This is a genomic window from Prescottella equi (genome assembly GCF_002094305.1).
GTDB classification, from domain to species: domain Bacteria; phylum Actinomycetota; class Actinomycetes; order Mycobacteriales; family Mycobacteriaceae; genus Prescottella; species Prescottella equi.
Map to the genome: position 1 here is coordinate 807,156 of NZ_LWTX01000001.1, position 13,245 is coordinate 820,400.

The window sequence follows — 13,245 nt, forward strand, 5'->3', positions numbered from 1 at the left end:
CCCCGTCCGGCCGGTCCATGTTCCGCTGGTGACGACGTCCGGACGGGGGTGCTCCGGTGAAGCCTCCGTATGCTCGCTCGGCGGTCCCCGGGGTCGGCCGACTGGGGCTCGTGGAGCCCACGGCTCCGGACGAGCTGAAGGCGATCGGCTGGTCCGACCTCGACTCGGTCGAGTTGCTCTGGTCCTTGTCGCGGGCCGCGAATGCCGATTTGGCCCTCCGCACGCTGGTGCGCATCCAGGAGGGGCTCGGCGACGCGTGGGCCGAGCTCGACAGCGCGTTGCACACCGACAAGGGCCTGCGCGGCAGGCTGTTCGGGCTGATCGGTGCGTCCAGCGCGTTCGGTGACCACCTCGTCGCGGACCCGTCGTCGTGGAAGCTGCTGGCGGGCGACATGACGCTGCCGTCGAAGGAAGAGATGACGCGGCGGCTGCTCGCGTGCGTCGGTGCCGTCCCGGAGACCGGCCCGAACGCGTCGTCGATGCTGTACCGCGCCGAGCTCACCGGGCCGGAAGCGATTGCCGCCCTCCGCAAGTGCTATCGGGATCAGATGATGGTGCTGGCGGCTGCTGACCTCGCCGCCACCGTCGAGAACGAGCCCGTCGTCCCATATCAGACTGTGGGGCACCAGCTTTCCGACATGGCCGACGCCGCGCTCACCGCGGCCCTGGCGGTCGCCGTCACCGCGGTGTCTCCCGACGAGCCGTGCCCGGCACGGATCGCGGTCATCGCGATGGGCAAGTGCGGTGCGCGGGAACTCAACTACGTGAGCGACGTCGACGTGGTATTCGTCGCGGAACCGTCCGATGCGGTCTCGAGCCGCATCGCGGGCGAGATGATGCGTATCGGGTCGGCGGCCTTCTTCGAGGTCGACGCCGCCCTGCGTCCCGAGGGCAAGCGGGGGGAGCTGGTCCGCACCCTCGACTCGCACATCGCGTACTACAAGCGGTGGGCCAAGACGTGGGAATTCCAGGCGCTGCTCAAGGCCCGGCCGATGACCGGCGACCTCGACCTGGGGCGGCAGTACACCGAGGCCCTGGGCCCGATGGTGTGGACGGCGGCCGAGCGCGAGGACTTCGTGCCGGAGGTGCAGGCGATGCGCCGCCGGGTCGAGAACTCGGTGCCGCCGGAACTGCGCGAGCGGGAACTCAAGCTCGGTCGCGGGAGCCTGCGGGACGTCGAATTCGCCGTCCAGCTCCTGCAATTGGTGCACGGTAGGGCCGACACGTCGCTGCGGGTCAAGAGCACCGTCGACGCCCTGACGGCTCTCGCCGCCGGCGGATACGTCGGTCGCGACGACGCCGCGAACCTCACTGCCTCGTACGAGTTCCTGCGCCTGCTCGAGCACCGCCTGCAGTTGCAGAAGCTCAAGCGCACCCACACGCTGCCGCCGCCGGACGACGAGGAAGCGCTGCGCTGGCTCGCTCGCGCCGCGCACATGCGCCCCGACGGGCGCAACGACGCGCTCGGGGTGCTGAATGCGGAGATCAAGCGCAACTCGCACCGGGTGCGGCGCCTGCACGCCAAGCTGTTCTACCGTCCGCTGCTCGAGTCGGTGGCGCGGATCGACAAGGAAGCCCTGCGGCTGAGCCCGGACGCCGCGGTCCGCCAGTTGGCTGCGCTCGGCTACTCGGCGCCGCAGAACGCGCTCGGCCACCTCACCGCCCTCACCGGTGGGGCGTCACGCAAGGGACGCATCCAGGCCCTGCTGTTGCCGACGTTGCTCGAATGGCTCGGTGACACACCGGATCCGGACGCCGGCCTGCTCGCGTACCGGCGCCTGTCCGACGCCCTGGTCGACGCCACGTGGTTCCTGCGGCTTCTGCGGGACGAGGCGTCCGTGGCGCAGCGTCTCATGACGGTGCTCGGGTCCTCGGCGTACATCCCGGACCTGCTCATCAAGGCCCCCGACGTGATCCGGCTGTTCGCGGACGGCCCGTCCGGTCCGCGACTGCTCGAGCCGCAGCCCGAGGATGTCGCGCGGGGCATCCTGTCGTCGTCGGCGCGGTACGTCGACCCGGTGCGGGCCATCGGTGCCGCCCGCTCGCTGCGCCGCTACGAGCTGGCGCGCGTCGCGAGCGCCGACATCCTCGGCATGCTCGACGTCCCGCAGGTGTGCAAGGCGCTGTCGTCGGTGTGGGCGGCGGTACTCAATGCCGCGCTCGCGACGGTGATCCGCGCGCACGAGGCGGAGGCGGGAGAGCCCGCACCGGCGCGGTTCGCGGTGATCGGCATGGGCCGCCTCGGCGGCGGCGAACTCGGCTACGGCTCCGACGCGGACGTGCTGTTCGTGTGCGAGCCGCACGAGGGCGTCGACGAGACGCGGGCGGTGAAGTGGGCCAACCTGATCGGCGACCGGGTGCGGACCCTGCTCGGCGCTCCCAGTACCGACCCGCCGCTCGAGGTGGACATCGGCCTGCGGCCCGAGGGACGGAGCGGCCCGCTGGTGCGGACACTCACGTCGTACGAGGCGTACTACGCGCAGTGGGCGCAGGCCTGGGAGGTGCAGGCGCTCCTGCGGGCCCACGCGGTCGCGGGGGACGCAGAGCTGGGGCTGCGGTTCCTGCACATGATCGACAAGACCCGGTACCCCGAGGGTGGGGTGTCGGAGCAGGCGGTGCGGGAGATCCGGCGGATCAAGGCCCGCGTCGACTCGGAGCGGTTGCCGCGCGGCGCCGACCCGGCCACGCACACCAAGCTCGGTCGCGGCGGCCTCGCCGACATCGAGTGGACCGTGCAGCTGATCCAGTTGCGGCACGCGCACGAGATCCCGTCACTGCACAACACGTCGACCCTCGAGACGCTGGACGCCATCGGTGCGGCGGAGCTGTTGAGCGAGAGCGACGTCGAGTTGCTGCGCGACGCCTGGCTGCTCGCCACCAAGGCACGCAACGCGCTGGTGCTGGTGCGCGGCAAGCCCACCGACCAGTTGCCCGGACCGGGCAAGGTGCTCGCCGCCGTCGCGCAGGTGGCCGGCTGGCCGGGCGGCGACGCCAACGAGTTCCTCGACAACTACCTGCGGGTCACCCGGCGGGCGAAGGCCGTGGTGCAGAGGGTGTTCGGAGGGGAGTGATCGTGAGGTCGGAAGTGTCGGAGGTATCGGTCGTCGAGGGCGGGGCACCGCTCGTCTACACGTTCGGCGATCTGATGAGATACCACGGGCCCAGCGCGCCCGGCGGTGTGGCGCACGCGTTCAAGGTGCTCGAACGCGCGCTGCCGTTGCTGGACGAGGGGCACCCGATCGAGCGTCGTGAGGTGGAGATCGCCACGGCGCACGGCGGACCGGGCGTGCGGGACGCCTTCGAGATGGTGACGCGCGCAGTGACCGGCGGTCGGTACGTTGTGGATCCCGCGCTGGCCCGGCCGGAGCGCGGAAGCACACTCGCCAACTACGTCTTTCGGCTCGACTACCGCGGTTCCTCCGTGACGCTGCAGGTGCGCGGCGGATTCGTGGCGGACGAGTTCATCGAACTGGTGAACAGGAGCGGGCGCACCGACGCCGAGGAGTCCCGCCTGGTCGTGCTGAAGCAGGAGATGACGGACCGGTTGCTGGCGGTGCCGGCCACCGAGGTCTACGACGTCGACTGAGAAACTCCCCTCCGACAGCTGAAGGGTCCCTTCGGTGCCTCCGAGCGCACGAAGGGACCCTTCAGCTGTGTGTGTGGGGGGGCTTGCCTCATCTGCCGGTGTTGTCCAGCCAGCGCAGCAGCGCGTAGAGGAAGCGCGTCGAGCCCGGCATGAAGTTGTTGCCGTGGTGGTACGTCGGGTCGAGTGTGGTCGCGATGATCCGACCCGGCGTGGTGACGGTGTCCTCGAACAGCATCATCCCGGCGTCGCGAAGGTCGCCGTTCTCGTCGGGCTCCTCCGACACCAGCAGCGGCACGACATCCGCGTCGGTGTGCAGCAGCCCGTGGTGGTGCCAGATCACCGACTTCGTCGAAAGGTATTCCCACGCCTCGTGTTCGGGGCTGCGGGTGCGGATCAGCGGATCCTCGCCCTCGAGCCACCACCAGAAGTTGGTGGGTCGCGCCGTCCACGTCACGCCGGGCAGCCACGTGTGCGCCGCGTTCTCGCCGAGGACGACGAGCGTTCTGCCGCGCTCGGCGACCGCGAGGATCTGCGCGGTGTGCCGACGCAACAACTCGGGGTGCAGGCGGTCGGCGAGGATCACGGTGTCGAACGCATCGAGGTCACCGTCGGCGAGGTCCGCGAGGTACAGGAACTCGGGCTGGTGTGCGATCACCGCCGGGTCCTTCAGCGTCTGCAGGTGGAAGTGCGATCCACCGTGTACCAGTGCGAGTCGACGCCGGGAGCGGGGGGCGCGATCGGTGCGGGCGAAGGGTTCGATGGTGGTCATGCCTGTGCCTCCTGCTGGGCCAGCCACGTGAGCAGCTGCGGGAAGATGCGGGCGGAGGTGTTCGAATCCTCCTGGTACACGGCCAGATCGATGCCGCCGTGCACCAGCACCTCGCCGGCACCGAGCGGATACACGTAGTCGACGGGCAGCGCGTGCCGTCCGATGCGGTTGGTCACGACGGCGCCGTCGGGCAGCTTCTGGCTGTAGCCGCGGCCGTAGAAGCCGGACACCCCGCGCCGGAAACTGACGTCGGCGCGGTCGACACCCTCCCACACCGGGTGCGGTTCACCGGCGGTGATCGCCAGATCCTTGGGGCCCGAGTACTGCAGCTTGCGCCACTGGCCGAGGCCCGGCAGGAAGTCGGTGAGCGGGTGACCCATGATCGCGATGCGGCCGCCGCCGGTGACGAAGCCGGTGAGCAGGTCGCGTCGGCGCTCGAGGAAGATTTGGTCGCAGTTACCGTTGATCAGCAGGCCGCGGACGCCGTCCAGGTGCAGGGTGTCGAGGTCGTACAGGTCGACGGGCTGCACCCGGCGGGCAGCGGTGGTGCCGCCGGACATGCCGGTGTTGGTGCCCATCACCAGGTGCAGGACCGGTGGAAGTGACTGCGGCGCAGTCGTGTCGAGAGTCATCGTGAAGCCTTCTGCAGGGTGGCCGCCGGATCGGCGGCCGTGAATGTGTCGTAGCGGGTGTAGAGGACGGTGCGCGGAGCCCCGCGGTCGTCGACGGTGGCGCTCACGACGTCGATGCCGTACAGCTCGCTGAGCATGTCGTCGGTGACGAGATCGGTGACGGCGCCGGTGCGGATGTCCTCGGGCGAGCACATCACGACCGCGCGCCCACCGAGGTGCAGCGCATGATCCGGATGGTGCGTCGTGAGCAGGACGCCCATGCCGTCCGCGGCGAGGTCGCGCAGCAGTTCCAACACCCTCGCCTGGTTACGCAGGTCCAGGGCCGACACGGGCTCGTCGAGGATCATGAACGTGGCGTCCGAGGCGAGCGCCCGCGCGATGAGCACCAGTTGCCTCTGGCCGCCGGACAGTTCGGCGAAGCTGCGCCGAGCGAGATTGCCGATGCCGACCCGGTCCAGGACCTCGCGGGTACGGGCGATGTCGGCCCTACCGGGCACCGCGAAGGCCGAGACCTTCTTCGCCCGGCCCATCAGGACCATGTCGAAGACCGAGTACGCAAAGCTCGACAGCGCGGCCTGTGGGACGTAGCCGATCGCGGTGTCCCGCTCCACCAGCCCCTCGCGCAACGGCGTGAGCCCCGCGATACACCGGAGCAGCGTCGTCTTGCCCTGGCCGTTGGGTCCCAGGATCGACGTGATGCCGCCCTCGATCCGCAGGTTCGCGTGCCGGAACACCCAGTCCCGGCGCGGGTAGTGGAAACCTGCGTCCTGAATCTCAAGCATCGATGAAGGCCTGTCTACGCGAGTTCCGCAGCAGCAGAACGAATACCGGCGCACCGATGATCGCGGTGAGGATGCCGAGCGGAATCTCGCCGGAACTCACCGTGCGCGAGAGGGTGTCGATGATCGTCAGGTAGGCGGCACCGAGCACGAACGTCGTGGGCATCGAGATCCGGTGATCGGGTCCGACCCACAGCCGGGCGATGTGCGGAACCACCAGGCCGACCCACCCGATGACGCCGGACACGGCGACGGCGCCCGCGGTCATGAGCGCCACCATCGTCAGCAGCAGGGCACGCAGCCGTCCGGGATTCACCCCGAGCGAGGCGGCGTCGTCGTCACCGAGCGAGAGAATGTTGATTCGCCAGCGCAGTCCGACGATCACGGCCGATCCCGCGAGGATCGGGACCGCCGCGACGAGCACCTTCGCCATGTCCGCGGTCGCAAGGGATCCCATGAGCCAGAACACGATCGACGGCAGCGTCGTGTACGGATCCGCGACGTAGGTGATGAACGACACCAGGGCCGAGAAGAACGCGCTGGTGACCACGCCGCCGAGGACGATCATGAGGATCGCGCCACCCGACCGGCTCCGGCCGATCAGCAGCACCATGCCGAGTGCGGCGAGTCCGAACAGGAACGCGCCGCCGACGAGGAACGACGAGCCCAGGCCGAACATCAGGGCCAGTACGCCGCCGAACGAGGCGCCCGAGGAGACGCCCAGGATCTGCGGGCTCACCAGTGGATTGCGGAACGCGGCCTGCAGTGCGGCACCGCCCAGCGCCAGGCCGCCGCCGACGAGCATCCCCAGCAGGACTCGTGGAAGGCGCACGCCGAGAACGACGTTGGACTCGGCGTCGGTCCACGTGCGGGGGAGTGAGATCACCTCGTTGATCAGGATGCGGGCCACCTCGTTGACCGGCACGGTGTACCGGCCCACCGACAGCGAGATCAGTCCGACTGCGACGATCCCGACGGTGAGGACCACCGGCACCACGAAGCGCGACGACCGCCGCGTCCGCTGCTCGGTTGCGGTCTCAAGCACGGAAGGCGTCATAGCCCGCGCTACCCGAGTTGGCCGGCATCTGGAGGATCCGGTCGACGTCCGCATCGGTGACGTCGTACGCGTACAGCGCGCGGTACGTCTCCCGGATGCGCTCGCGCAGTCCGTGGTTCACGTCCGGGAAGAACACCGAGTTCACCCAGAGCCACATGAGGTTCGACTCATTGCACGGCGGGTCCCACGAGAAGCCGCCGATCGGGGCCTTGTAGACGCGCTTGTTCTTCACCGCCGACAGCGACGCCCACTTGGGGTCGGCGTAGACGTCGGCGGGGGTGGTCGGCTCGAAGTTGCCGAGGATCAGCACCTCCGGGTCCCAGCCGAGTACCTGCTCGCGGGTGACCCCCAGGCTGGAGCCGCTACCCGCGCCGGACGCGACGTTCCGGCCGCCGGCCAGGTCGATCCAGAAGTCCATGTAGCTGTGGTCGGCGCCGACCTTGATCTCGGGCGCGTTGTACAGGTAGAGCGCCCTCGGTGCCGCGGCCGCGTGTGCAGTGGCGGTCTTCTCGACCAGCGCGCGGTCGTCGGCCATCTTCGCGAGCACCGCGTCGGCCTCGGCCTTCTTGCCCAGCAGTTCGCCGAAGATCCGGATCCAGGCCTCGAGATCCTCCTGCGTGCCGTACTTGAGCAGGATCACCTTCAGGCCGGCGTTGCGCAGCGGCGCGACGATGTCGTCGCCCTTGTCGCCCCACTGGATCACGACGTCCGGGTTCAGACTCAGGATGTGCTCGACGTTCGGCACGAAGTCGTTGCCCGCCACCACCGGGGTGTCGAGGAACTGCGGGAACATCGTGCCCAGCATGCCTTTCGAAGCCATCGAGATCGCGACCTGATTGACGCCGACATTGCGGGCGGTGGACTGGTCCGACCCGATGATCATCGACGGCACCGGGATGATGGCGGACGCGATCCGGCCCACCGGGGTGTCGAACGTGACGGTGTTCCGGTACTGGTCGACGATCGTGACGGGTCCACCGGTTGCGGCGTCCGCGGCCGTCGCGGAGACGGTCTCGCGGCTCGAGCACGCGGTGATGCCCAGGGCGCCGAGCGCGAGCGCTGCGACCCCCATCGAGCGCATGAGGTCTCGGCGCGTGAGCGCGGCGGTGAAGTTCGGGGAACGGGGAGGGGTCGACATGGGGCTCCGCAGGCAGAAGTCGTTGGCTCGGTGGCCGTTCGAGGAACGGCAGCAACCCTCCGGGATCGGAAGGTCAGGTAAGCCTACAATAAAGAAAGTAAGGCTTACCTGAGTACCCTTTGTCGGGTTTTGGACCCCGCCTGGTTTCGAAACGACGAGGTCCGCGGACGAAACCGTCCGCGGACCCGTGGAGGCGTACCGGCCTCAGCCGTTCGCGAAGAGATGGATCCGCTGCTCGCGGCTGCGCTCGAGGTGGGTGCGCATGTGCTCCCGTGCGGACCGTTCGTCCCGAGCGCGGATCGCCTCGAGGATGTTGCTGTGCTCGGCATTGAGGAGATCGGGTTCGCCGTAGTTCGACGGCGGTCCGCTGTCATAGATCCGCAGCTGCGTCGTCAGTCGGACCAGCAGCGTCATGATCGTCGTGTTGTGGGCGGCCTGCCACAGCGCCTCGTGGAAACGGAAGTTGTCGGTGCGGATCTCGTTGTCGTCCTTGGCTCCGCAGCAGGAGTTGTGCAGTCGGTCGAGGCGGGCCATGTCCAGGTCGGTGTGCCGGATCGCGGCAGCGCCGGCGGCTTCCGACTCGAGGGCGACGCGCGCCGCGTAGATCTCGATCACGTCCTCGGGAGTGCCGGAGCGGACCCGGAAACCACGCGCGGCGCGTTCGAGGAGGCCGTCGTGTGCGAGCCAGTTCAAGGCCTCGCGAATCGGCGTGCGGGACGCGCCGTACTTCTCACTCAGCTGCGTCTCGTGCAGTGCCGCACCCTGTGGGAACTTGCCGGCGAGGATGTCGGCGCGCAGGTGGAGGTACTGCCTGGACGTCTGATCGGATCGGCCGGCGGCGTCGGTGGGTATGAGTGCGCCGAGTTCCGTCAGGTCGTCCCCGTGTGCCATCGGTGCCCCATCTGTCGTTTGTGCTTCGGACTCGCTGATTATGCCATCGACGCCGGTCGGATACTTGCGTATACGCACGTCGTCATTTAGGTTCGTGGGCGCTGATCGTCGTAGTGAGGATGTACAAGTTGTCGAGCGTTGCGTGGCCCCTGATCCAGGCGGAGGAACTCGCCGCCCTACTCGGGGAGGAGTCGGCGCCCGTCGTGCTGGACGTCACAGTCCTCCTGGCTCCTGCCCGTTTCGACGGCGACTACCGGCCCGCGTCGGGAGTATCGGCGTGGCGAGAGGCGCATGTGCCGGGGTCGCGGCACGTCGATCTTCTCGCCGTGCTCTCGGACGGCGGCAGCGACCTGCACTTCTCCCGGCCCCGCGTCGGGCAACTCGTCCAGGACCTCGCCGGGCTGGGCATCACAGCCGACACCGACGTCGTCCTGTACGACCAGGGCACGACGACGTGGGCGGCGCGGGTGTGGTGGTTGCTCCGCAGCATCGGGTTTCACGCGCGCGTCCTCGACGGTGGTCTGGCCCGCTGGCGCACACTCGATCTGCCGGTCGCGGTCGGGGACGATGCTCCGGTCCGCCCGGCGGCGGCGCCGCTCGACGTGACGGAATACCGGCCGGCATGGGCGGACCGGCACGATGCGGTCGCGATCGTCGAGGGGAGCGCGCCGGGGACGCTGGTCTGCGCGCTCGCGCCGGCCCAGTTCTCCGGTGCCGAGCAGACCCGGTACTCGCGCCGCGGACACATCCCCGGCAGCCGGAACCTGTCGGCGAAGAGCCTGCTCGACGAGACGGGCCGACTGCGGCCGGTCGAGGAACTCCGGTCCCTCGCGTCAGCGGCGCTCGCCGGCGCCGACGATCCGGTGGTCCTCTACTGCGGTGGCGGTATCTCGGCGTGCCTGTCCGCCCTCGGACTGGTCCTCGCCGGCCACCACGACATCAGGATCTACGACGGATCCCTCGAGGAGTGGACCGCCGACCCGGCGTTGCCACTCGTGACCCTGCCCGGCGGTGAACCGTGACCCGATGTCGTCGGTCCTGATTCCTCCCACCCGAATCGTTCCACTCCCCAAGGATTTCCATGAACCGCACCATCACCGGCGATGATCTCGCCGGCGCCCTCGACGCGCTGCGCACCCAGGTGCCACTCGTTCACTCGCTCACCAACATCGTGTCCGCGAACTTCCTCACCAACGTGGTCCTCGCTGCCGGTGCCAGCAACGCCCACATCGACAACGCCCACGAGGCAGCAGGATTCGCCCGCATCGCCGGCGGCGTGCTGGTGAACCTCGGCACGCCTGACGACGGCACCGCGGCAGCCTTCACGCTCGCGGCCGAGGCCGCGCACGATGCCGGCACCCCGTGGGTGCTCGACCCCGTCGGGGTCGGCGGCCTGCCGTGGCGTAGTGGACTGGCGGTCGATCTGCTGAAGCACCGGCCCACCGCGATCCGTGGCAACGCCTCCGAGATCATCGCCCTCGCCGGTCTCGGCGGCGACACCCGTGGCGTCGACAGCTCCGACGACCCCGCCGCGGCGGTGCCCGCGGCAGTCGCCCTGCTCGCGCACGCCGACGCCGTCTCGGCCTCGGGCCCGGTGGACCACCTGGTGGGCCGCGACGCCGACGGCGCTGTCGTCGGGGTCCGGATCGGCGGTGGCAGTGACCTGCTGCCCCGGGTCACCTCGACCGGGTGCTCGCTCGGTGGCCTGGTCGCGGCCTACCTCGCGGTCGCACCCAGCCCGCTCGTCGGCCTCGCCGCCGCGCACGCGCACGTCGCGGTCGCGTCGGAGATCGCCGCCGAGAAGTCCTCGGGCCCCGGCTCGTTCGCGGTCGAGTACCTCGACGCCTTGGCTGCGGTCGACGCGGCCACGCTCGCCGAGCGTGCCCTCGTCGAGTCGATCGATCCGGCGATCGTGGGTGGAAATCGATGAGCATCAAGACTTTCTGGTACCTCACGCAGGCCGACGGCGACTTCCCGTGGAGCCCCGGCGGCCTCTACCCGGTGGACGGGGCGCGTCAGATCGAACTCGCGAAGACCATCGACGACGGCGGCTTCGACGGCGCCCTCGTCGCCACCTGGTCCAACGATCCGTTCGCCTCCGCGACATGGGCGGCCTCGCACACCAGCCGGATGAAGTTCCTCGTCGCGATCTACGCCAACATGATCCCGGCGCGCCTGCTCGCCGAGAAGGCGCTCACGTTCGACGCCTTCACCGGTGGCCGCCTCATGATCAACTCGGTGAACGGACGCGACAACATCCTCACCAAGTACGACATGAACGTCGAACACGACCGCCGCTACGAACTGGGGGAACAGTACTGGGCGGACTTCCGGCGGTACTACCGTGAGGGCACCGAGTCGAACTTCCCGAACACGCCGCTGCGTATCGACGGGCCGGCCGACCACGACGTTCCACTGTGGGGTACCGGCGACTCCCCGGCCGGCCTGGCGAACTCGGGCAAGGTGCTCGATGCGTACCTGGTGATGCTCCGCGAGACGTCGTTCATCGAGGACAAGTTCGCCGGTGCGCGGGCTGCCGCGGCCGCCGCAGGACGCGAGTTCACCGATTTCGGCGCGCTGTCCGGCGTGATCGTCCGCCCGTCCCGGGACGAGGCGATGGACCGGTTCCGGTCGCTGTTCGAGAAGGCCGGAATCGACCAGATCACCGACGTCCTGGACAAGGCGGTGCGGCGTCGGACCGGTGGGCAACAGGACCTGAAGACCTTCACCGCGCGTGACGCCCAGCGGCAGGGGTGGGTCGACACCATCGTGGCCGGAAAGATCCCCGAACCGAACGATCTCTACCTCGGGGACGGCCTGTACGCCGGCATCACCGCGTGGTCGCCGCTCGATATCTTCGCGACGGGGTCGTCGGCCGTGTACTACGTCGGCGCCCCCGACGAGATCACCGACCACGTCCGGGTGCTGAAGCAGCGGACGGGGCTGACGTCGCTGATCCTGGCCGGTTGGCCGCTGATCGACGAGGCGAAGCAGGTGGCCGAGCACCTGATTCCGCGGTTCGCCGACCTCGACTGAGACAACCCGCGAGCGGGCGTCGTGACCTCCTTGTCGCGGCGCCCGCTCCTCGTTGACTCGGCCTGCGCGCGCGAGAACAGTGAGTGGTACCGGGAACGATCTTCGGAGGTGCCGAATGGTTCGCGCAGCACTGTTGGTACGAGTGGAGGCGAAACGCGGCAAGGAGGCTGCCGTCGCCGAGTTCCTCGAGAGTGCGCTGTCGCTGGTAGAGGAGGAACCGGACACCACCGCGTGGTTCGCGCTGCGTTTCGGCCCGGCCACGTTCGGCATCTTCGACGCGTTCCCCGACGATGCGGGGCGGCAGGCGCACCTCGCCGGTAAGGTCGCGCAGGCTCTCATGGCGCGCGCGGACGAGTTGTTCGTCGCGCACCCCACCATCACCAAGGTCGACGTGCTGGCGAGCAAATTACCGGGCTGAGACAACGTCGAGATACCGTCACGCTCGTCGGCCGCGGAGATGTAAGCGTGACATTCGAGCCGTTACTTCGAGGCTAGTCGGGTGCGTCTCGGGTGATCGCGGTCCGGATCACACTGCCCGTATTGTCGCGTGAGTCACGAACCGCACAGTCACTCCGAGCTGCGGGAGATGGCTGATCTCCTGCCTCTCTTTGCTGGTCAGCGCTCCATTTCCGCCGGATGTCCACCGCCGCTCCGGCGCGGACCACGTATACCCGGTTACCTGAACAGGTACCCATTCGCGTACTTCTACGGATGTATCGAATCCATAACGACGGAACTCTGGGTTGTGCCCGAACACCGATGCCAGACCAAGTGTCGGACCACAGCAAGACTCGGAGGACCCTCGAATGGCCCTGAAGAACACCCGCCTGACCCGTACCACCCGCGGCCTGCTGCTCGGCGCTGTCGCCGCCGGCGCCGTCATGATTCCCGCCGCCCCCGCCATGGCGCAGCCGTTCACGGCGCCCAGCTGGGGCAGCAGCTCCATCGAGGCCACCCCGGTCGCCGGGTCGAACCAGGCCGTCGCGAACGCCGCCCAGTCGAAGGTCGGCTCGCCGTACGTGTGGGGCGCCACTGGCCCCAGCTCGTTCGACTGCTCCGGTCTGGTCCAGTGGGCCTACAAGCAGGCCGGTAAGTCGGTCCCGCGCACCAGCTACGACCAGGTCGGCGGCGGCACCTCGGTGTCCAAGGCCAACCTGCAGCCCGGTGACGTCGTCGCCTTCTACGGCGCCGAGCACGTCGGCATCTACATCGGCAACGGCAGTGTCGTGCACGCCCCCACCGAGGGCGAGAACGTGAAGATCTCGCCGCTGGACTCGATGACCTTCTCCGGCGCGAGCCGCTACTGAGTCGAGCGCTCGGCACCGACACCGACGGGCCCGTCACTCCCGAGGGAGTG

Annotated in this window: 13 protein-coding genes; 7 read left to right on the plus strand and 6 right to left on the minus strand. The window is 69.1% G+C overall.

What is annotated here, in order from left to right:
- Nucleotides 1-56 precede the first annotated feature (56 nt).
- Together A6I89_RS03945 and A6I89_RS03950 are read left to right on the plus strand one after the other, a co-directional pair.
- Complete coding sequence (locus tag A6I89_RS03945; protein WP_037084084.1) at nt 57-3,071, plus strand: bifunctional [glutamine synthetase] adenylyltransferase/[glutamine synthetase]-adenylyl-L-tyrosine phosphorylase; 3,015 nt, start codon at nt 57-59, stop codon at nt 3,069-3,071.
- Nucleotides 3,072-3,085: 14 nt separating this feature from the next.
- Nucleotides 3,086-3,586, plus strand: a complete 501-nt coding sequence (locus tag A6I89_RS03950; RefSeq protein ID WP_044991210.1) for a hypothetical protein — start codon at nt 3,086-3,088, stop codon at nt 3,584-3,586.
- Between the two features lie 88 nt (nt 3,587-3,674).
- Here A6I89_RS03950 and A6I89_RS03955 read toward each other — a convergent pair whose 3' ends face one another.
- The 6 genes from A6I89_RS03955 to A6I89_RS03980 all read right to left on the minus strand — a co-directional run bounded on the left by A6I89_RS03955 (nt 3,675) and on the right by A6I89_RS03980 (nt 8,852).
- Nucleotides 3,675-4,355, minus strand: a complete 681-nt coding sequence (locus tag A6I89_RS03955) for a hypothetical protein (RefSeq protein WP_022596606.1) — start codon at nt 4,353-4,355, stop codon at nt 3,675-3,677.
- Entirely contained in the window at nt 4,352-4,987 is a 636-nt protein-coding gene (locus A6I89_RS03960) for a hypothetical protein (protein WP_022596604.1), read from the minus strand. Before A6I89_RS03960 ends, A6I89_RS03955 begins: the two co-directional genes overlap by 4 nt.
- Nucleotides 4,984-5,769, minus strand: coding sequence for an ABC transporter ATP-binding protein (locus tag A6I89_RS03965; RefSeq protein ID WP_022596602.1), 786 nt, complete (start codon nt 5,767-5,769; stop codon nt 4,984-4,986). Before A6I89_RS03965 ends, A6I89_RS03960 begins: the two co-directional genes overlap by 4 nt.
- Nucleotides 5,762-6,823 carry a FecCD family ABC transporter permease gene (locus A6I89_RS03970; RefSeq protein ID WP_044991182.1) on the minus strand — a complete coding sequence of 354 codons (1,062 nt, stop codon included), beginning with the start codon at nt 6,821-6,823 and terminating at the stop codon, nt 5,762-5,764. Before A6I89_RS03970 ends, A6I89_RS03965 begins: the two co-directional genes overlap by 8 nt.
- Nucleotides 6,804-7,961, minus strand: a complete 1,158-nt coding sequence (locus A6I89_RS03975) for an ABC transporter substrate-binding protein (protein WP_022596598.1) — start codon at nt 7,959-7,961, stop codon at nt 6,804-6,806. The genes A6I89_RS03970 and A6I89_RS03975 overlap by 20 nt, the downstream gene beginning before the upstream one ends.
- A 204-nt stretch (nt 7,962-8,165) precedes the next feature.
- Nucleotides 8,166-8,852, minus strand: a complete 687-nt coding sequence (locus A6I89_RS03980) for a GntR family transcriptional regulator (protein WP_005512425.1) — start codon at nt 8,850-8,852, stop codon at nt 8,166-8,168.
- Between the two features lie 119 nt (nt 8,853-8,971).
- Between A6I89_RS03980 and A6I89_RS03985 the strand changes: the two genes are divergently transcribed.
- From A6I89_RS03985 to A6I89_RS04005, 5 genes are all read left to right on the plus strand, one after another.
- On the plus strand, nt 8,972-9,874 hold the full coding sequence (locus tag A6I89_RS03985) for a sulfurtransferase (RefSeq protein WP_022596596.1): 903 nt from the start codon (nt 8,972-8,974) through the stop codon (nt 9,872-9,874).
- A 59-nt stretch (nt 9,875-9,933) separates the two neighbouring features.
- Nucleotides 9,934-10,782: a hydroxyethylthiazole kinase gene (gene thiM / locus A6I89_RS03990; protein WP_005512428.1), complete on the plus strand. Its 849-nt coding sequence runs from the start codon at nt 9,934-9,936 to the stop codon at nt 10,780-10,782.
- Nucleotides 10,779-11,888: an LLM class flavin-dependent oxidoreductase gene (locus A6I89_RS03995; RefSeq protein ID WP_022596594.1), complete on the plus strand. Its 1,110-nt coding sequence runs from the start codon at nt 10,779-10,781 to the stop codon at nt 11,886-11,888. The genes thiM and A6I89_RS03995 overlap by 4 nt, the downstream gene beginning before the upstream one ends.
- Nucleotides 11,889-12,003: 115 nt before the next feature.
- Nucleotides 12,004-12,306, plus strand: coding sequence for a putative quinol monooxygenase (locus A6I89_RS04000; protein WP_005512431.1), 303 nt, complete (start codon nt 12,004-12,006; stop codon nt 12,304-12,306).
- A 388-nt stretch (nt 12,307-12,694) separates the two neighbouring features.
- Complete coding sequence (locus A6I89_RS04005; RefSeq protein WP_005512434.1) at nt 12,695-13,195, plus strand: C40 family peptidase; 501 nt, start codon at nt 12,695-12,697, stop codon at nt 13,193-13,195.
- The last annotated feature ends 50 nt before the right edge of the window (nt 13,196-13,245 follow it).

Coding starts and splice junctions, on each gene's coding strand:
- A6I89_RS04005 (WP_005512434.1), top strand. CDS start 12,695: ATGGCCCTGAAGAACACCCGCCTGACCCGTACCACCCGCGGCCTGCTG.
- A6I89_RS03955 (WP_022596606.1), bottom strand. CDS start 4,355: ATGACCACCATCGAACCCTTCGCCCGCACCGATCGCGCCCCCCGCTCC.
- A6I89_RS03975 (WP_022596598.1), bottom strand. CDS start 7,961: ATGTCGACCCCTCCCCGTTCCCCGAACTTCACCGCCGCGCTCACGCGC.
- A6I89_RS03980 (WP_005512425.1), bottom strand. CDS start 8,852: ATGGCACACGGGGACGACCTGACGGAACTCGGCGCACTCATACCCACC.
- A6I89_RS04000 (WP_005512431.1), top strand. CDS start 12,004: ATGGTTCGCGCAGCACTGTTGGTACGAGTGGAGGCGAAACGCGGCAAG.
- A6I89_RS03965 (WP_022596602.1), bottom strand. CDS start 5,769: ATGCTTGAGATTCAGGACGCAGGTTTCCACTACCCGCGCCGGGACTGG.
- A6I89_RS03960 (WP_022596604.1), bottom strand. CDS start 4,987: ATGACTCTCGACACGACTGCGCCGCAGTCACTTCCACCGGTCCTGCAC.
- thiM (WP_005512428.1), top strand. CDS start 9,934: ATGAACCGCACCATCACCGGCGATGATCTCGCCGGCGCCCTCGACGCG.
- A6I89_RS03970 (WP_044991182.1), bottom strand. CDS start 6,823: ATGACGCCTTCCGTGCTTGAGACCGCAACCGAGCAGCGGACGCGGCGG.
- A6I89_RS03995 (WP_022596594.1), top strand. CDS start 10,779: ATGAGCATCAAGACTTTCTGGTACCTCACGCAGGCCGACGGCGACTTC.
- A6I89_RS03985 (WP_022596596.1), top strand. CDS start 8,972: ATGTACAAGTTGTCGAGCGTTGCGTGGCCCCTGATCCAGGCGGAGGAA.